The sequence below is a fragment of the Pseudomonas morbosilactucae genome (assembly GCF_023241715.1).
Classification (GTDB): Bacteria; Pseudomonadota; Gammaproteobacteria; order Pseudomonadales; family Pseudomonadaceae; genus Aquipseudomonas; species Aquipseudomonas morbosilactucae.
The window spans coordinates 52,220-69,413 of record NZ_JALQCW010000068.1; the positions used below are offsets into that span (position 1 = coordinate 52,220).

Below are 17,194 nucleotides of genomic sequence, written 5' to 3' on the forward strand. Positions count from 1 at the left end.
ACCGCGAACAAGAGGCCTTTGGCGGGCGGCTTTTATTCGGAGGGCACGTATTCTACAACTTCCAGGTCGAAACCGGATATCGCATTAAATTTCATTGGCGCACTCATCAAGCGCATTTTGCGCACACCCAGGTCCCGCAGGATCTGCGAACCGGCACCGACGATGCTGTAGGTGGTCGGCGTCTTGGCCGGTGCGTGATCGGCACTTTCGCGAATATGCGCCAGGACCACGTCGCCATCCAGGGGGTGACCGAGCAACAGCACCACACCGCTGCCGGCCTCGGCCACTGCGGACATGGCGGCCCGCAGGCTCCAGCGCCCCGGTTGCTTGACCATCAGCAGGTCGCGCAGCGGGTCCATGTTGTGCACCCGGACCAGGGTCGGCTGTTCGGCACAGATTTCGCCCAGGGTGAGGGCCATGTGCACATCGCCTTCCACCGAATCACGATAGGTCACCAGGTTGAACTGGCCCAATTCGCTGTCCAGAGGCTGCTCGGAGATCCGCTGAACGGTACGTTCGTGGATCATCCGGTAGTGAATCAAGTCGGCAATGGTGCCGATCTTGATGTCATGTTCGGCAGCGAAGGCTTCCAGCTCGGCGCGACGGGACATGGTGCCGTCGTCGTTCATCACTTCGCAGATCACACCGCTCGGGTCGAACCCGGCCATGCGCGCCAGGTCGCACGCGGCTTCGGTGTGACCGGCACGGGCCAAAGTACCGCCAGGCTGGGCCATCAACGGGAAGATATGGCCGGGGCTGACGATGTCATCGGCCTTGGCGTCCTTGGCAACCGCCGCTTGTACAGTGCGCGCGCGGTCAGCGGCGGAGATGCCGGTGGTCACGCCTTCAGTGGCTTCAATGGACACGGTGAACTTGGTGCCGAAACCCGAGCCGTTGCGCGGAGCCATCAGCGGCAGCTTGAGCAGCTCGCAGCGCTCGCGGGTGATCGGCATGCAGATCAGGCCGCGGGCGTGCTTGGCCATGAAGTTGATGTGTTCAGCCTTGCAGCACTCGGCGGCCATGATGATGTCGCCTTCGTTCTCGCGATCTTCGTCATCCATAAGGATGACCATCTTGCCTTGGCGGATGTCTTCAACCAGTTCTTCGATGCTATTGAGCGCCACGCGGCACCCCCTTGAGTCAGGATTTGAGGTAGCCGTTGGCGGCCAGAAAACTTTCGGTGATGCCGCCGCTGGAAGGCTCTGCTGCCTTGTCGCCAAGCAGCAGGCGCTCCAGATAACGCGCCAGCAGGTCGACTTCGAGGTTCACCTGCCGGCCCGGACGGTAGTCGTCCATGATGGTTTCGGCCAGGGTGTGCGGAACGATGGTCAGTTCGAACTCGGCGCCATTGACCGCGTTGACCGTCAGGCTGGTGCCGTCGACGGTGATCGAGCCTTTGTGAGCGATGTACTTGGCCAGCTCCTTGGGGGCACGGATGCGGAACTGAATGGCCCGGGCATTTTCTTCCCGCGCCACCACTTCACCGACGCCATCGACGTGCCCGCTGACCAGGTGACCACCCAGGCGGGTGGTCGGGGTAAGGGCTTTTTCCAGGTTGACCCGGCTGCCGCTTTTCAATTGATGGAAGGCGGTGCAGTCCAGGGTCTCGCGGCTGACGTCGGCCCAGAAACCGTCACCGGGCAACTCGACCGCGGTCAGGCAGACGCCGTTCACCGCGATGCTGTCGCCCAGTTTTACGTCGGCCAGGTCAAGCTTGCCGGTTTCTACATAGACCCGCACATCTCCGCCTTTAGGGGTCAATGCACGGATGCTGCCGATGGATTCGATAATGCCGGTGAACATGGAGTCCTCCTCGAGAACAGGGCCTTGTCGGCGCGAAAGCTGGGAATTATACGCTCGCTGATGGCACAGGAATGGCGGTGACTCGCCAGTCATCGCCCACAGCGCGCATTTCAATGATTTTCAGCACCGGCGCATCCGCCATCTGTGCCAGCGGCCAGTCCAGCAGCGGTCGGGCCGAAGAGCCGAGGAACTTGCCGGCCACAAAGATCTGGTACTCATCCACCAGGCCTTGTTGCGCGAAGGCACCCGCCAGGCGCGGGCCGGCCTCCACCAGAACGTCGTTGACCCCACGCCCCGCCAGCTCAAGCAGCAGGCGACGCAGATCAACCATTCCGTCCGCCCCGGGAACGATCAGGCACTCAGGGCCATTGGCGTATTGCTCCTCCACGGCTGCGCAGGTGGCAACCAGGGCCGCCCGGCCTTGAAGAACGGCGCGTCCAGAGGCACCCGCAGACGGCCGTCGATCAGCACGCGCAAGGGTGGGCGACTCAGGGCCAGGGCGGTCTGTTCCTCGTCCAGGCCCAATTCCTGCGCGCGCACCGTGAGCCGGGCGGCATCGGCCAGCACCGTGTCAGCGCCGGTCAGCACCACGCTGGCCTGGGCCCGCAAGCGCTGCACCGCAGAACGTGCGGCCGGGCCGGTGATCCACTGGCTTTCGCCACTGGCCATGGCGGTGCGTCCGTCCAGGCTCATGGCCAACTTGACCCGCACATAAGGCAGGCCGTGCTCCATACGCTTGAGAAACCCCTGATTCAGCGACCGTGCTTCGCCTTCGAGCACGCCGCTGCCAATCTCGATACCGGCCTGGGCCAGGCGTTGCAGGCCACGGCCAGCCACTTCCGGGTTGGGGTCTTGCATGGCTGCGACCACCCGCGCCACGCCGGCATTCACCAGGGCGTCGGCGCACGGCGGGGTACGACCGTGATGGCTGCAGGGCTCGAGGGTCACGTAGGCGGTGGCACCGCGGGCCAGCTCGCCGGCCGCACGCAAGGCATGGACCTCAGCGTGGGGCTCGCCGGCGCGCACATGCCAACCTTCGCCGACCACCTGGCCGTCACGCACGATCACGCAGCCGACACGTGGGTTGGGATGGGTGCTGTACCAACCCTTGCGGGCCAGTTCCAGGGCTCGGGCCATGTAATGGGCGTCGAGGACGGACTGCTCAGGCGTGGGCGTCATTCTTTAACCGGCTCGCGGGCGAGACGGTCGATCTCTTCGCGGAATTCATTGAGGTCCTGGAAGCGGCGATAGACCGAGGCGAAACGGATATAGGCCACTTCATCGAGCTTTTGCAGCTCGCCCATGACCAGTTCGCCCACCACCAGGGACTTGACCTCGCGCTCGCCGGTGGCTCGCAGCTTGTGCTTGATATGCACCAAAGCAGCTTCCAGACGCTCGACACTCACCGGGCGTTTTTCCAGGGCGCGCTGCATGCCGGCGCGGAGTTTTTCTTCGTCAAAGGGCTGGCGGCTACCGTCAGTCTTGATCAGGCGCGGCAACACCAGTTCAGCGGTTTCGAACGTGGTGAAACGCTCACCACAGGCCAGGCATTCACGCCGGCGGCGGACTTGCTCGCCTTCGGCGACCAGTCGCGAGTCGATGACCTTGGTGTCGTTGGCACCGCAGAAGGGACAGTGCATGGTGGCAGGCAACAAAAAAAGGGAGGGCCATGGTAGCGCATCCCACTGGCAAGACAAGCCATAGCCTTTACGGTATACAGACCGACTATTATGTTTCGCACACGAAATTTCGCTTTGCTGGAGCTTCAGATGCCCCTACGACCGCTCGTTTTGCTCAGCCTCGTCAGCCTGCTGGTCGCCTGTAGCAGCAACCCTCCGTCTACCCCGGCACCGGCTCCCAGCCCCCAGCAATCGGTCAAAAAACCTCAGGCGCCCGCCGAATTGGGGCCGTTGCCGGCCTATCAACGCGAACTCAGCGGCGCCCTGGAAGGCATCCCGGCCGGTGCCGAAGTTGAACTGGCGCTACTGGTGATCGACGAGCGCGGGCGCCCGCAACGCTTGCTGGCCAACAGTAATTTGACCGGCAATAACCAGGCCCTGCCGTTTCGCCTGCGCTTCGACCCAGAGGCATTTCCGGCCGGGGCGCGGGTTGAACTGCGTGGGCGCGCCAGCCAGTCCGGGCAACTGATTCTGCACCTGCCGGCCGTGCGCATCGACCAGGCCACCACCCAAGCCCTGGGCTCGCTGCAGTTTGTCAAAGCCCCATGAAGGTGCCGCTCGACCTGCAAGATGCCTTGAGTGAGCTGCTGGGCGACGCCCAACTGGTGCCCAGCGAGCTGCCGGACACCCTGCTGAAACTCTGGCTGATCGACGCCGACAACATGGACCGAGCCTTCACTCCGGAAGAAACCCGGCGCATCCTCCATGAGCCACCCTACTGGTGCTTCTGCTGGGCCAGCGGCCTGGCCCTGGCCCGCTACCTGGCCGAACGTCCCCATTGGGTGGCCGGCAAGCGGGTGCTGGACTTCGGTGCCGGCTCCGGGGTGGCTGCCATTGCTGCGGCCAAGGCCGGGGCCCTGGAAGTGGTGGCCTGCGATCTTGACCCGCTGGCCATCGCGGCTTGCCGGGCCAATGCCGAACTCAACGGGGTGGAACTGAACTACTCCACGGACTTCTTCGCGGAGGCCGATCGCTTTGATCTGATCCTGGTGGCGGACGTGCTCTATGACCGCGCCAACCTGCCGCTGCTGGACCAGTTCCTCAGTCGCGGGCAGCAAGCCCTGGTGGCGGATTCCCGGGTCAGGGATTTCCAGCACCCGCTGTATCAGCGCCTGGAAAGCCTCAACGCCCTGACCCTGCCGGACCTGGCCGAGCCCTGGGAATTTCGCAACGTGAGCCTGTACCACGCACAACGGCCATTTGCCGCTGCGCTGGCGCCTACAGGCGATGGCGATCTATCCCGCGCAACTTTATAGTGGCTCCATTCCCGCTTATTCGAGAGACCCCATGAGTCAGGACACGCCGTACATCTTCGACGCCAGCACCGCCGACTTCGATCAGTCGGTGATCGAAAACTCCTTCCACAAACCGGTCCTGGTGGATTTCTGGGCCGAGTGGTGCGCACCCTGCAAAGCGCTGATGCCGATGCTGCAACAGATTGCCGAGAGCTATCAGGGCGAGTTGCTGCTGGCCAAGGTCAACTGCGACATCGAGCAAGACATCGTCGCCCGCTTCGGCATTCGCAGCCTGCCGACCGTGGTGCTGTTCAAGGACGGCCAACCGGTGGACGGTTTTGCCGGTGCGCAACCGGAATCCGCAGTGCGGGCCATGCTCGAACCCCACGTACAGATGCCACCACCGGCAGCGGCCGATCCCCTGGAGCAGGCTGAGGCGCTGTTCGCCGAAGGGCGGATTGCCGAAGCTGAAGCCACGTTGAAAGTCCTGCTGGGGGAAGACAACAGCAACGCCAAGGCGCTGATTCTGTACGCCCGCTGCCTGGCCGAGCGCGGTGAGCTGGGGGAAGCCCAGACCGTGCTGGATGCGGTCAAGAGTGACGAGCACAAGGCTGCCCTGGCCGGCGCCAAGGCCCAGATCACCTTCCTCAAGCAAGCGGCCGACCTGCCGGATGCCGCGGATCTCAAGGCGCGCCTGGCCAAGGACCCGCTCGACGACGAAGCGGCCTACCAGCTGTCGATCCAGCAACTGGCCCGCCAGCAGTACGAAGCGGCGCTGGAAGCCCTGCTTAAACTGTTCATGCGCAACCGCAGCTATAACGAAGGCATCGCCCACAAGACCTTGCTGCAAGTCTTCGACCTGCTGGGCAACGATCACCCGCTGGTCACCGCCTACCGCCGCAAACTGTTCGCCGCCCTGTACTGATCCTTGTACGCCTGCGCTGGCCCATGCAGGAGCTGGCTTGCCAGCGAATGCGTTTTGCCAGGTACGGTGCCTTCGCCAGCAAGCTGGCTCCTACAGGATCACTGCACCCAGCTGTAGAGCGGCGTATCGGCGCCGCTCACCACCTTGACTTCAGCGCAGTGACGCAAGCGCACCAACAAACGCTTACCGGCACCGGCGCTGCCGGTCAGGCCCTCCAGTTGCTCCAGCAAGTCCGGGCCGCTGAGTTGTCCGGCCTGGCGCAGCAGGTCCTTGGCGGTCTGCCACACTGCATCATCCTGACTCACGGGCCTGGCCACCGGCGCCGCAGCCATTTCCGGCGTACTCGCCTGCAACTGCGCGCCCAGTTGCGCCCACTCCCCGGCATCCAGCTCCAGGGTCAAGTCCACCGGCCAATCGCCGATGCTTCCACGAATCCGCACCATTGCCCTGCTCCCGATTATTTCTGTCGGGCATGCTCCCACGCGTCTTGCATAACGCCAAGCGGGCGGTCAAACTCTGCGCCTTATTGTTATAAGATCACATAACATTATCTTCATCTTCCTCCTGGAGACACGCTATGCGCCGCCTGCTTCTTGCCTTGCCGTTCGCCCTGTTGCCGCTGGCCATTGCCCAGGCTGCCGAACCCCATGATCACGAGCACGAACATGGCAGCCTCGGCGCCCACGAACACGGCGTCGCGCGCCTGAACGCAGCGCTGGACGGCAAGAACCTGGAACTGGAGCTGGAAAGCCCGGCCATGAACCTGGTGGGCTTCGAACACGCCGCCAGCACCGACGCCGACAAGGCCAAGGTCGCCGCCGCACGGGCCCAGCTGGAACACCCCCTGGCCCTGTTCAGCCTGCCCAAGGCCGCCGGTTGCGTCGTGGCCAAGCAGGAACTGGAAAGCCCGCTGTTCGGTGACAAGCCGGATGCCGATGACCACGATCATGATGATGACGACCACGACGAAGACGCCGACGGCCACGAGCATCACCACGAACACAGCGAGATCCACGCCCACTATCAATTCACCTGTGCCACGCCGGCCGCACTAAAGAACCTGGACTTGGGGCAAGTCTTCAAGACCTTCCCCGCCACCCAGAAAATTCAGGTACAACTGATCGGCCCGAGCGGTCAGCAAGGTGTGGAAGCGACGGTTCAGTCAGCCACCGTTAAATTCTGATTGGAACCCGGCCCCTGTAGGCGCTGGCTTGCCAGCGATGCAAACGCTGCGGTCTGTCACGCAAACCTTAGCGATGCAGTCGCCGGCAAGCCGGCTCCTACGGGGAGCGACACCACTTTTGAAACTTCGCCAGCAGGCAATACTGATTTCACATGACCCAAGCATTGATCGAACTGTCTGACCTGGGCTTCAGTTGGCCCGGCCACCCGGAGTTGCTGGACATTCCGGCCTTTCGCCTGGAGGCGGGCGAGACGCTGTTTCTAAAAGGTCCCAGCGGCAGCGGAAAGACCACCCTGCTGGGCCTGTTGGGCGGCGTGCAAAAGCCCAACCGCGGCAGCATTCGCCTGCTGGGCCAAGAGCTGACCGAACTCGGCGCCGGCGCCCGTGATCGCTTCCGCGTCGACCACACGGGTTACATTTTCCAGCAGTTCAACCTACTGCCCTTTCTCTCGGTGCGGGAAAACGTCGAGCTGCCTTGTCACTTCTCCAAGCTGCGCGCCGCACGGGCGATCCAGCGCCACGGCAGCGTCGACCAGGCCGCCGCGACCCTGCTGGCCCACCTGGGCCTCAAGGACCCCGACCTGCTCAGCCGTCGCGCCGACTCACTGTCCATCGGCCAGCAGCAACGGGTCGCCGCCGCGCGGGCGTTGATCGGCCAACCGGAACTGGTGATCGCCGACGAACCGACCTCGGCCTTGGACTACGACGCCCGCGAAGCCTTCCTCCAGCTGTTGTTCGCCGAATGCCGCGAAGCCGGGGCCAGCCTGCTGTTCGTCAGCCACGACCAGAGCCTGGCACCGCTGTTCGATCGCAACCTGTCGCTCGCCGAACTCAATCGCGCCGCCACGCCCGCAGAGGTCTGAGATGTATTTGTTCCGTCTAGCCATGTCCAGCCTGGCTAACCGCCGCTTTACCGCGCTCCTCACCGCCTTCGCCATCGCCCTCTCCGTGTGCCTGCTGCTGGCCGTGGAACGGGTGCGCACTGAAGCCCGGACCAGTTTCGCCAGCACCATCAGCGGCACCGACCTGATTGTCGGTGCCCGCTCCGGCTCGGTGAACCTGCTGTTGTACTCGGTGTTCCGTATCGGCAACGCCACCAACAACATCCGCTGGGACAGCTTCGAGCACTTCGCCAACAACCCGAAGGTCAAGTGGGCAATCCCCATCTCCCTCGGCGACTCCCATCGCGGCTACCGGGTGATGGGCACCACCGACGCCTACTTCGAGCACTACCAGTACGGCCGTCAGCAGAACCTGCAACTGGCGGTCGGTCGTGCCTTCGCCACGGACCCATTCGAAGTGGTACTGGGTGCTGAAGTCGCCGACGCCCTGCACTACAAGCTGGGGGACCAGCTGGTGCTGGCCCACGGCGTGGCCGCCATAAGCCTGGTCAAGCACGATGACAAGCCGTTCACCGTGGTCGGCATCCTCAAGCGCACCGGCACCCCGGTGGACCGTACGCTGCACATCAGCCTGGGCGGCATGGAAGCGATCCACATCGACTGGCACAACGGCGTGCCGGCCCGTGGCGAAGGCCGTATCAACGCCGACCAGGCACGCAATATGGACCTCACGCCCCAGGCCATCACCGCCTTCATGCTCGGCCTGAACAGCAAGATCTCCACCTTTGCCCTGCAACGGGAGATCAACGAATTCCGCGGCGAACCGATGCTGGCCATTCTTCCGGGCGTTGCTTTGCAGGAGCTCTGGAGCCTCATGGGGACGGCGGAAAAAGCCCTGTTTGTGGTGTCGCTGTTCGTGGTCCTGACCGGCTTGATCGGCATGCTCACGGCGATCCTCACCAGCCTCAACGAGCGACGTCGGGAAATGGCCATCCTGCGCTCGGTGGGCGCCCGCCCGTGGCACATCGCGACCCTGCTGGTGCTGGAAGCCTTTGCCCTGGCGCTGTTCGGGGTGCTGGCCGGGCTTGGGTTGCTGTACCTGGGCATTGCCCTGGCCCAGGGCTACGTGCAGTCGACCTACGGCCTGTACCTGCCCCTGGCCTGGCCCAGCGAGTATGAGTGGGCACTGTTGGGCGGTATCCTGATCGCCGCCTTGCTGATGGGCAGCGTGCCGGCCTGGCGCGCCTACCGGCAATCCCTGGCCGATGGCCTGTCGATTCGCTTATGAGGAGTTTGTTGATGTCGCGGGTGTTGTTTGCGCTGTTGCTGTTGGTCGCCACGCCCTTGTGGGCAGCCGCCCCGCGAGACCTGGCCTGGTCGGAGATGATCCCTGCCGACGCCCCGCCGGAAGTGCCGAACATGCAGCCCCTGCACGACCTGTCGCAGATGAGCGATGCCCTGTCTGCCGAGTCGGCGCCAGCGGCCAAGCAGGACCTGCCCAACGCGCCGGTGGTGCAGGCACTCAACGGCCAAGCGGTGCGCTTGCCGGGGTACATCGTGCCCCTGGAAGTCAGCGAAGAAGGCCGTACCACCGAGTTCCTGCTGGTGCCCTATTTCGGCGCCTGCATCCATGTGCCGCCACCGCCATCGAACCAGATCGTCCACGTCACCAGCGAAGTCGGGGTGAAGCTGGATGAGTTGTACCAACCGTACTGGATCGAAGGCGCGATGCAGGTCAAGCCGTCCACCAGCGAGCTGGCAGATGCCGGGTATCAGATGGAAGCCGAGAAGATCTACGTGTACGAATTGCCGGAGTAATTACCGGCCCAAGAGAATAGTTCAACCCGCTCCCAGGGCATCACGTTTTCATTGAGCTGAGTCAAAGGCTCGTCGTTGACGATCCTTAACATTGGCCCCAGTCAATTTGAAACGTCCTTTGGAGCCTCCCATGCACAAGTCCTTGCTCAGCGCCTCCCTCGTCGCGCTCGCCCTTTCTGCCCCGATTGCCAACGCTCACGAAGCCGGCGAAATCATCGTTCGCGCCGGTGCAATCACCGTCAATCCAAAAGCCGACAGTTCCAGCGTCAAGGTCGATCGCGGCCCGGCAGCAGGGACCGACCTGGGCGGCAAGGCAACCATGAGCAGCGACACCCAACTGGGCCTGAACTTCGCTTACATGCTCACCAACCACGTGGGCATCGAACTGCTGGCGGCCTCACCGTTCGAACACGACGTGAAAATCAAAGGCACCAGCCTGGCCCCTGCCAACGGCAAGCTCGGTACCCTCAAGCACCTGCCGCCGACCCTGAGTGTGGTCTACTACCCGCTGGACAATAAGTCGACCTTCCAGCCTTACGTGGGCGCCGGCATCAACTACACCTGGATCTATGACGAGCACGTCGGCAGCGAGGCCAACGCCGCCGGTTTCGATAACTTCCGCGCCAAGAACTCCTGGGGCATGGCCTGGCAACTGGGTGCCGACTACATGCTGACCGACAAGGTCATGATCAACGCCCAGGTCCGTTATATCGACATCGACACCCGCGCCTACGTGGACAATAACAGCGTAGCGCCGGGCACCCGTGCCAAGGTCAATGTGGACGTTGATCCATGGGTCTACATGGTGGGCCTGGGCTACAAGTTCTAAGGTATCCACGCACAAAAAAGGCGCCTACACAGGCGCCTTTTTTTGTCTCGCTGAAAAACCTCAGCGGCCCATCAGTCGAGCCAGTCCGACGTTCATCGGGGTCTGCTCCGGGAAGGTGAAGCGCTGCAACAACCGCTGGTTGTTGGCCCGGGAATGACGGATGTCCCCTGCCCGTGCCGGACCATAGCTGATGGGCGGCAGCGGCCCCACCACTTGCCCCAGGGCTTCAAGCATCTGCTTGAGGGTGGTGGCCTGGTTCAGGCCAACGTTGACCGCACCGACTTCCAACTGCGGCGCTTCCAGGGCCTGTACCAACACATCGACCAAATCTTCGACGTAGACGAAATCCCGGGTTTGCTCGCCGTCGCCAAACACGGTGATGGGCAGGCCTTTCTGGGCCCGCTCGCTGAAAATGCTGATCACCCCGGAATAAGGCGAAGACGGGTCCTGACGCGGCCCGAAGATGTTGAAGAAGCGAAAGATCGCCGGCTCCAGCCCATGCTCGCGGCGATAGAAGTCCAGGTAGTGCTCGCTCGCCAGCTTATCGACCGCGTAAGGCGTCAGCGGCGACTTGGGCGTTTCTTCATCGATCGACTCACCTTCGCCATTGTTGCCGTAGACCGCCGCGCTGGAAGCGAACAACACCCGCTTGACCCCGGCCTGGCGCATGGCTTCACAGACGTTCAGGGTGCCGATGAAATTGCTTTGATGGGTGCGCACCGGGTCGTCCACCGACGCCTGTACCGAAGCCACCGCCGCCAGATGGGCCACGCCCTGGCAGCCGGCCATGACCCGTGCCACCAGCGCGGCATCGGCGACATCGCCCTCGATCAATTCAACCCGGGGATTGCCCAGGGGCAGGTTGCCGGGCTTGCCGGTGGACAGGTCATCGAGGATGCGCACCGAGTAGCCCTTGGCGAGCAAAGCGTCGACCAGATGCGAACCGATGAAGCCGGCACCGCCGGTGATCAATACAGGGCCTTCAGCCATGACGATAAAACCTATCCAGTAAAGCCGGGAGCGCCGCGCGCCAGGCACGCGGCTTGATCCCGAAGGTGTGAAGAATTTTCTTGCAGGCCAGTACCGCGTGCTGCGGCTCTTCGGCCACGTCAGGGCTCGCAGCGTGGGCCTGGGCGGTGGGTGCTTCGATGGCCAGGGCATGCAGTTGCCGGGCTTCGGTCAGCACCGCCTGCCCCAAGGCCAGGACGGTGGTCGCCTCTTGCCCGGCATAGTGGTAAGTGCCCCACAGCGGCGCCGCGCAGTCGAGTTGCTTGAGCACGGAAATGATCACCCGTGCGGCATCGTCCACCGGCGTCGGGTTGCCCCGCCGGTCGTCGGCCATCAGCAGTTCCCCCGGCTGTTCGGCCCGTGCCAGGAAGCGCCCGAGAATGCCGTCGGCGCTGTCGTCGAGCAACCAGCCCAGGCGCAGCAACACGTGCTGCGGGCAGGTGGCGCGCACGCTCTGCTCGATCCGCCACAGCGCCTGGCCACGCAGGCCGAGGGGAATGGGTTCGTCTTTTTCGCTGTAGGCCGTGGCCCGCGAGCCGTCGAACACCCGGTAACTGGACGGTTGCAGCAGGACGATATTGTGGTGCTGACAGAGTTCGGCCAGACGCTCCACCGCCCGTTCCTGGCCAGCCAGGCGCGCCTCGGGCACGGACTCCGCCTGGAACCAGTCGAAGTAGTAGGCAAGGTTGATCAAGGCATCCGGACGGGTGTCGTCGAGCAGTTGCGTCAGGCTCGCGGCGTCCCAGCCGTCTTGCGGCGGACGAGGGGCGAGGAAACCGATGTCTTCCTCCGCACCGAGGCGAATCAGCGCCTGCCCAAGGGCATTTCCGCCGCCCAGTAACATAAGGCGCATTCGCATAGAGTCAGCAGGCCCAATCTGTTCAGAACGATGGTTTTAAGTGGCCAAGCCTGGAGGCTCGGTCATTGAGAGTAGCCAGAATCGTTGCATTTTGCGGGTTTCCGGCGCAACCGTCACTGAGAAAGTGTTGAGGCGCCGGCCATTTGGCGCAGCCCGATCCCGCCGTCTACGAATGCCGACAGGCCAGGCTTGCAACTTGGCCGGGACGGCCGCATAAATCCTCCATGAATCTTCCCCACTGCGTGGACAACGCCCTGGCCGGTTTTCACCCGGCGGTCAGCGCCTGGTTCCAGCTCGCCTTCCCCGCCGCCACCCCGGCCCAGGCCCGCGCGTGGCCGTTGATCCGCCAGCGTCGCTCCACCCTGATTGCCGCCCCCACCGGCTCCGGCAAAACCCTGACCGCCTTCCTCGCGGTGCTGGACGACCTGGTGCAACAGGGCCTGGCCCAAGGCGGCACGCTGCCGGCCCAGACCCTGGTGATCTATGTCTCACCGCTCAAGGCCTTGAGCAACGACATCCAGATCAACCTGCAAACCCCACTGGCCGGCATTACCGAACAGTTGCGCGTGCTCGGCCTGCCGGAACTGTCCATCAGCACCGCCGTACGCACCGGCGACACCGCGCAAAAAGAGCGCACGGCCATGCGCAAAAGCGCGCCGCATATTCTGGTGACCACACCGGAATCCCTCTATGTGCTGCTCGGTTCGGACTCGGGCCGCCAGATGCTGTCCACCGCCCGCACGGTAATCGTCGACGAAATCCATGCCATCGCCGCCAGCAAGCGCGGCAGCCACCTGGCCCTGAGCCTTGAACGACTGCAAGCGTTGTGTGCCGAACCGTTGCTGCGCATCGGCCTTTCGGCCACGCAAAAACCCATTGCCACCGTGGCGCGCTTCCTGGTGGGCCGGGGTCGCCCTTGCGAGATTGTCGACATCGGCCATGCTCGCCCCCGGGACCTGGGAATCGAGGTGCCGCCCACCCCCTTGTCGGCGGTGATGGCCAACGATGTCTGGGACCTGCTGTACGAGCGCCTGGCAGAATTGGCCCGCGAGCATCGCACGACCCTGGTCTTCGTCAACACCCGGCGCCTGGCCGAACGCCTGACCCGCCACCTCAGCGAGCGCCTGGGCCAGCAGGCCGTGGCGGCCCACCACGGCAGCCTGGCCAAGGAGCAGCGGCTGAATGCCGAGCAGCGCCTCAAGCGCGGTGAATTGCAGGTACTGGTGGCCACCGCGTCCCTGGAGCTGGGCATCGACATTGGTGAGGTCGACTTGGTCTGCCAGATCGGCTCGCCAGGTTCGATCTCGGCGTTTTTGCAGCGGGTCGGACGCTCCGGGCACCAGGTCAGGGGCACGCCCAAGGGACGCCTGTTCGCCTTGACCCGCGACGACCTGATCGAATGCGCCGCCCTGCTCGACAGCGTGCGGCGCGGCGAGCTGGACAGCCTGGTGCTGCCCGTCGCGCCACTGGATGTACTGGCGCAGCAGATCATCGCTGAGGTCAGTTGCCAGGAATGGTCCGAAACGCCGCTGCTGGAGATGCTGCGCCGGGCAACGCCATACGCCGACCTCGACCCCAACCAATTCCAGGCGGTGCTGCGCCAGCTCGCCGAAGGCTACAACGGGCGCCAGGGGCTGCGCAGTGCCTACCTGCACCGCGATGCCGTGAGCGGTACCTTGCGTGGCCGGCGCGGCAGCCAACTGACAGCCCTGACCAGTGGCGGCACCATTCCCGACAACGCCGACTACGCCGTGCTGCTGGAGCCCCAGGGGCTGAACATCGGCAGCGTCAACGAAGACTTCGCGGTCGAAAGCATCGCCGGCGATGTGTTCCAGTTGGGCAACGTCTCTTACCGCATCCTGCGGGTGGAAACCGGCAAAGTGCGGGTCGAGGATGCCCAAGGCCAGCCGCCGAATATTCCGTTCTGGCTGGGCGAGGCACCGGGCCGCAGCGCCGAATTGTCCGCCGCCGTGGCCCGCCTGCTGCAGCAACTGGACGAGCGGCTCGCAGCCACCCCGGGCAACCTGCAACCCGCGCTCGACTGGCTGACCGGAGAGCTGGGCCTGGACCCCGCCAGCGCCGGGCAACTGTTGGACTACCTGGCCCGGGCGCGCCAATCCCTGGGTGCGCTGCCGTCCCAGGACTGCCTGATCATGGAGCGCTTCTTCGACGAGTCCGGCGGCACCCAACTGGTGATCCACAGCCCCTTCGGCAGCCGCATCAATCGCGCCTGGGGCCTGGCCCTGCGCAAGCGCTTCTGCCGCACCTTCAATTTCGAGTTGCAGGCCGCCGCCAGCGAAGACGCGATCGTACTGTCACTGTCCACCAGCCACAGCTTCGAACTGGCGGACGTCTGGCGCTACCTGCACAGCAACAGCGCCGAACACATCCTGATCCAGGCCCTGCTGGAAGCGCCCCTGTTTGGCGTGCGCTGGCGCTGGAATGCCGGGGTCGCCCTGGCCCTGCCGCGCTTCGTCGGCGGGCGCAAGGTGGCGCCACAGATCCAGCGGATGAAAAGTGAAGACCTGATTGCCAGCGTGTTTCCCGACCAGATCGCCTGCCTGGAAAACCTCGCCGGCGAACGCGAGATTCCCGACCACCCGCTGGTGCAGCAAACCCTCGACGACTGCCTGCACGAGGCCATGGACAGCCAAGGTTGGCTGGCTCTGCTTCGGCGCATGGAGCAAGGCCAGGTACGCCTGATCAGCCGCGACCTGCCGGCGCCCTCGCCCCTGGCGGCAGAGATTCTCAGCGCCAAGCCCTACACCTTTCTCGACGATGCCCCCCTGGAAGAACGACGTACCCAGGCGGTGCTCAGTCGCCGCTGGAGCGACCCGCAAAGCACCGACGACCTCGGCGCCCTGGACGCCGAAGCCATTGCAGCCGTGGCCCTGGAAGCCTGGCCGGCACCGGGCGGCGTGGATGAAATGCACGAAACACTGATGAACCTGGCCTGCATCAGCGACGCCGAAGCCCAGGCCAATACCCACTGGCCGGAGTGGTTGCGCGCCCTCGCCGCCAGTGGCCGGGCCAGTCGTTTGCAACGCCCCGACGGCGGCGGGTTGTGGCTGCCACTGGAACGCCTGTGCTGCCTGCAAACGCTGTATCCGCAGGCTGACCTGCAGCCGCCCCTGAGCGCCCTGCCCGGCTTCGATCAGCCCTGGACGCCGGAGGCGGCGGCAGTGGAAGTGATTCGCGCGCGGCTCAGCGGTTTTGCCCCCCTGAGCCTGACGCAGATCGCCACACCCCTGGGGTTACCCGCCGGCCAGGTGACCCAGGCTCTGGCGCAACTGGAGCGCGAAGGCTACGTGCTGCGTGGGCGCTTCACCCCAGCAGGCACTGAAGAGCAATGGTGCGAACGCCACCTGCTGGCACGCATTCACCGCTACACGGTCAAGCGCCTGCGCCGGGAAATCGAGCCGGTGTCCTTGCAGGACTTCATGCGTTTCCTGTTCGACTGGCAGCACGTGTCCAGCCACACCCAGGGCCAGGGCAGCGCCATGCTCGGGGAAGTGGTCAGCCAGTTGGAGGGTTACCCGGCGGCGGCCGGTGCCTGGGACAGCGAACTGTTGCCGGGGCGGCTCAAGGATTACTCAGGGAACTGGCTGGATGAGCTGTGCCGCAGCGGCAAAGTGGCCTGGAGCCGCCTGAGCGCCAACCCCAAAACTGCCGGCGCGAACCTGCGTAGCACCCCCATCGTGCTGCTGCCACGCCGCCAAGTGGCGCTGTGGGGCGAACTCACCGCGCCAGGTGAAACTCGTGAGCTGTCACCCAAGGCACACAAGGTGCACGAGGCCCTGAGCGAACACGGCGCCCTGTTCTTCGATGAATTGCTCCACGAAGCCCACCTGCTGCGCAGCGAGCTGGAAAGCGCCTTGCAGGAGCTGGTGGCGGCCGGCCAAGTGAATGCCGACAGTTTTGCCGGCCTGCGGGCGCTGATCACACCGGCCAGCAAACGCCAGAATCGCAGCAGCCGACGAGGCCGTGGGGCCTTTGTCGGTGGCATGGACGATGCCGGGCGCTGGGCCCTGCTACGCCGCCCGGGCAGCCCAGAGCCCGGCGCACGTCCCGGGGCCCTGCCGGAGGCCACTCTGGAACATGTGGTGATGACCTTGCTGCGCCGATATGGCGTGCTGTTCTGGCGCTTACTGGAGCGTGAGGCGGACTGGCTGCCCAGTTGGCGCGAACTGCTGCGCACCCTGCATCGCCTGGAAGCCCGGGGCGAGATCCGTGGCGGACGCTTTGTCAGCGGCCTGGCGGGGGAACAATTTGCCCTGCCCGAAGCCATTCCCCTGTTGCGTGAAGTGCGGCGCCGCCCCCTCGATGGCAGCTTGATCGGCGTTTGCGGCGTGGACCCGCTGAACCTGGCCGGCACCTTGTTGCCTGGGCCCAAGGTCGCGGCGCTGGCCGGCAATCGGCTGGTGTATCGCGACGGCCTGCCAGCGGCCGCCGAAATCGCCGGCCAACAGCACATCTGGCTGGAGCTGGACCCGGCTGCAGCAGCTCAGTTGCGCAACAAACTGACCCGCCACTGAGCCGCCCCGTCAAACGGCGGGAGGGCTGGGCAGCACCACCGGCTGTGGATAAGTCTGGGCGAAGTGCACCTCGGGGCAGTTATCCACAAGCTTTTTCAAGCGCTGGTTGAACGCGCGGTTGACCGCGTACTGGCCACCGGAAACGGTGCGGAACTGCGCGGTCAGCACCACGCCATTGAGGTCCATCTTGTCCACGCCGAACACATCCAGCGTGCCCTGCAGGTTGTACTTCAGGAACGGATCCTCGGTGATGGAACGGCCGGCCTCGCGGATCAGCTCGATGGCCTTGTCGACATCGGTGTCGTAGGTGAACTGCACCGAGAAGAACGCATAGGCGAATTGCCGTGATTGGTTGGTCACCGCCTTGATCTGGCCAAAGGGCACCGAATGCACGAAGCCCTTGCCGTCGCGCAGGCGCAGGGTGCGAATGGTCAGGCCCTCCACCGTGCCCGCGTGCCCCGAGTCGAGCACCACCCAG

At 64.6% G+C, this 17,194-nt stretch carries 16 protein-coding genes and 1 pseudogene; 9 read left to right on the top strand and 8 right to left on the bottom strand.

Translation table 11 applies throughout. The annotated features are described in order from the left end of the window. Positions 1 to 32: 32 nt before the first annotated feature. The 4 genes and pseudogenes from ribBA to nrdR form a co-directional block, all read right to left on the bottom strand. Positions 33 to 1,124, bottom strand: a complete 1,092-nt coding sequence (gene ribBA / locus M1B34_RS24165; RefSeq protein WP_123334593.1) for a bifunctional 3,4-dihydroxy-2-butanone-4-phosphate synthase/GTP cyclohydrolase II — start codon at positions 1,122 to 1,124, stop codon at positions 33 to 35. Between the two features lie 16 nt (positions 1,125 to 1,140). After that, complete coding sequence (locus M1B34_RS24170; protein WP_123334591.1) at positions 1,141 to 1,803, bottom strand: riboflavin synthase; 663 nt, start codon at positions 1,801 to 1,803, stop codon at positions 1,141 to 1,143. Positions 1,804 to 1,849: 46 nt separating this feature from the next. Next, positions 1,850 to 2,982 (bottom strand): annotated as a pseudogene (gene ribD / locus M1B34_RS24175) (bifunctional diaminohydroxyphosphoribosylaminopyrimidine deaminase/5-amino-6-(5-phosphoribosylamino)uracil reductase RibD). Then, positions 2,979 to 3,443, bottom strand: coding sequence for a transcriptional regulator NrdR (nrdR, locus tag M1B34_RS24180; protein ID WP_185039323.1), 465 nt, complete (start codon positions 3,441 to 3,443; stop codon positions 2,979 to 2,981). Before nrdR ends, ribD begins: the two are co-directional and overlap by 4 nt. Positions 3,444 to 3,572: 129 nt before the next feature. Here nrdR and M1B34_RS24185 point away from each other — a divergent pair, with 129 nt between their 5' ends. From M1B34_RS24185 to trxA, 3 genes are read left to right on the top strand one after another with little or no spacing between them, the layout of a single operon-like run. Beyond that, on the top strand, positions 3,573 to 4,031 hold the full coding sequence (locus M1B34_RS24185) for a YbaY family lipoprotein (protein WP_123334585.1): 459 nt from the start codon (positions 3,573 to 3,575) through the stop codon (positions 4,029 to 4,031). Continuing rightward, positions 4,028 to 4,738 (top strand): class I SAM-dependent methyltransferase, encoded by a 711-nt coding sequence (locus tag M1B34_RS24190; RefSeq protein ID WP_268266408.1) that lies wholly within the window; start codon positions 4,028 to 4,030, stop codon positions 4,736 to 4,738. The genes M1B34_RS24185 and M1B34_RS24190 overlap by 4 nt, the downstream gene beginning before the upstream one ends. A 31-nt stretch (positions 4,739 to 4,769) precedes the next feature. Continuing rightward, positions 4,770 to 5,642 carry a thioredoxin gene (gene trxA, locus M1B34_RS24195; RefSeq protein ID WP_123334581.1) on the top strand — a complete coding sequence of 291 codons (873 nt, stop codon included), beginning with the start codon at positions 4,770 to 4,772 and terminating at the stop codon, positions 5,640 to 5,642. A 98-nt stretch (positions 5,643 to 5,740) separates the two neighbouring features. Here trxA and M1B34_RS24200 read toward each other — a convergent pair whose 3' ends face one another. Then, the gene (locus M1B34_RS24200; RefSeq protein WP_123334578.1) at positions 5,741 to 6,085 is read right to left on the bottom strand and encodes a hypothetical protein; all 345 of its coding nucleotides are present in this window, start codon (positions 6,083 to 6,085) and stop codon (positions 5,741 to 5,743) included. Positions 6,086 to 6,219: 134 nt separating this feature from the next. Here M1B34_RS24200 and M1B34_RS24205 point away from each other — a divergent pair, with 134 nt between their 5' ends. From M1B34_RS24205 to M1B34_RS24225, 5 genes are all read left to right on the top strand, one after another. Further along, the gene (locus M1B34_RS24205) at positions 6,220 to 6,825 is read left to right on the top strand and encodes a DUF2796 domain-containing protein (protein ID WP_268266409.1); all 606 of its coding nucleotides are present in this window, start codon (positions 6,220 to 6,222) and stop codon (positions 6,823 to 6,825) included. Positions 6,826 to 6,977: 152 nt separating this feature from the next. Then, positions 6,978 to 7,688 carry an ABC transporter ATP-binding protein gene (locus tag M1B34_RS24210; protein WP_268266410.1) on the top strand — a complete coding sequence of 237 codons (711 nt, stop codon included), beginning with the start codon at positions 6,978 to 6,980 and terminating at the stop codon, positions 7,686 to 7,688. A gap of 1 nt (position 7,689) precedes the next feature. Then, positions 7,690 to 8,955: an ABC transporter permease gene (locus M1B34_RS24215; RefSeq protein WP_268266411.1), complete on the top strand. Its 1,266-nt coding sequence runs from the start codon at positions 7,690 to 7,692 to the stop codon at positions 8,953 to 8,955. Between the two features lie 11 nt (positions 8,956 to 8,966). Beyond that, complete coding sequence (locus tag M1B34_RS24220) at positions 8,967 to 9,485, top strand: DUF3299 domain-containing protein (RefSeq protein ID WP_425273404.1); 519 nt, start codon at positions 8,967 to 8,969, stop codon at positions 9,483 to 9,485. A 130-nt stretch (positions 9,486 to 9,615) separates the two neighbouring features. Further along, positions 9,616 to 10,314, top strand: a complete 699-nt coding sequence (locus M1B34_RS24225) for an OmpW/AlkL family protein (RefSeq protein ID WP_123334568.1) — start codon at positions 9,616 to 9,618, stop codon at positions 10,312 to 10,314. A 60-nt stretch (positions 10,315 to 10,374) separates the two neighbouring features. Here the strand turns inward: M1B34_RS24225 and M1B34_RS24230 are convergent, their stop codons facing one another. Continuing rightward, positions 10,375 to 11,304: an NAD-dependent epimerase/dehydratase family protein gene (locus M1B34_RS24230; RefSeq protein WP_268266412.1), complete on the bottom strand. Its 930-nt coding sequence runs from the start codon at positions 11,302 to 11,304 to the stop codon at positions 10,375 to 10,377. Continuing rightward, positions 11,297 to 12,181, bottom strand: a complete 885-nt coding sequence (locus M1B34_RS24235; protein ID WP_123334564.1) for a sugar nucleotide-binding protein — start codon at positions 12,179 to 12,181, stop codon at positions 11,297 to 11,299. The genes M1B34_RS24230 and M1B34_RS24235 overlap by 8 nt, the downstream gene beginning before the upstream one ends. A gap of 224 nt (positions 12,182 to 12,405) precedes the next feature. Here M1B34_RS24235 and M1B34_RS24240 point away from each other — a divergent pair, with 224 nt between their 5' ends. Then, on the top strand, positions 12,406 to 16,716 hold the full coding sequence (locus M1B34_RS24240; protein WP_268266413.1) for a DEAD/DEAH box helicase: 4,311 nt from the start codon (positions 12,406 to 12,408) through the stop codon (positions 16,714 to 16,716). A gap of 9 nt (positions 16,717 to 16,725) precedes the next feature. Here M1B34_RS24240 and M1B34_RS24245 read toward each other — a convergent pair. Continuing rightward, a partial coding sequence (locus M1B34_RS24245; RefSeq protein WP_268266414.1) for a mechanosensitive ion channel family protein occupies positions 16,726 to 17,194 on the bottom strand: 469 nt, incomplete at its 5' end.

What these genes read in the sequence shown, in the direction of transcription:
- trxA (WP_123334581.1), top strand. Translation starts at nt 4,770, where the DNA reads ATGAGTCAGGACACGCCGTACATCTTCGACGCCAGCACCGCCGACTTC.
- M1B34_RS24210 (WP_268266410.1), top strand. Translation starts at nt 6,978, where the DNA reads ATGACCCAAGCATTGATCGAACTGTCTGACCTGGGCTTCAGTTGGCCC.
- M1B34_RS24205 (WP_268266409.1), top strand. Translation starts at nt 6,220, where the DNA reads ATGCGCCGCCTGCTTCTTGCCTTGCCGTTCGCCCTGTTGCCGCTGGCC.
- M1B34_RS24240 (WP_268266413.1), top strand. Translation starts at nt 12,406, where the DNA reads ATGAATCTTCCCCACTGCGTGGACAACGCCCTGGCCGGTTTTCACCCG.
- M1B34_RS24200 (WP_123334578.1), bottom strand. Translation starts at nt 6,085, where the DNA reads ATGGTGCGGATTCGTGGAAGCATCGGCGATTGGCCGGTGGACTTGACC.
- M1B34_RS24220 (WP_425273404.1), top strand. Translation starts at nt 8,967, where the DNA reads ATGTCGCGGGTGTTGTTTGCGCTGTTGCTGTTGGTCGCCACGCCCTTG.
- M1B34_RS24190 (WP_268266408.1), top strand. Translation starts at nt 4,028, where the DNA reads ATGAAGGTGCCGCTCGACCTGCAAGATGCCTTGAGTGAGCTGCTGGGC.
- M1B34_RS24235 (WP_123334564.1), bottom strand. Translation starts at nt 12,181, where the DNA reads ATGCGAATGCGCCTTATGTTACTGGGCGGCGGAAATGCCCTTGGGCAG.
- nrdR (WP_185039323.1), bottom strand. Translation starts at nt 3,443, where the DNA reads ATGCACTGTCCCTTCTGCGGTGCCAACGACACCAAGGTCATCGACTCG.
- M1B34_RS24215 (WP_268266411.1), top strand. Translation starts at nt 7,690, where the DNA reads ATGTATTTGTTCCGTCTAGCCATGTCCAGCCTGGCTAACCGCCGCTTT.
- M1B34_RS24225 (WP_123334568.1), top strand. Translation starts at nt 9,616, where the DNA reads ATGCACAAGTCCTTGCTCAGCGCCTCCCTCGTCGCGCTCGCCCTTTCT.
- M1B34_RS24185 (WP_123334585.1), top strand. Translation starts at nt 3,573, where the DNA reads ATGCCCCTACGACCGCTCGTTTTGCTCAGCCTCGTCAGCCTGCTGGTC.
- M1B34_RS24230 (WP_268266412.1), bottom strand. Translation starts at nt 11,304, where the DNA reads ATGGCTGAAGGCCCTGTATTGATCACCGGCGGTGCCGGCTTCATCGGT.
- M1B34_RS24170 (WP_123334591.1), bottom strand. Translation starts at nt 1,803, where the DNA reads ATGTTCACCGGCATTATCGAATCCATCGGCAGCATCCGTGCATTGACC.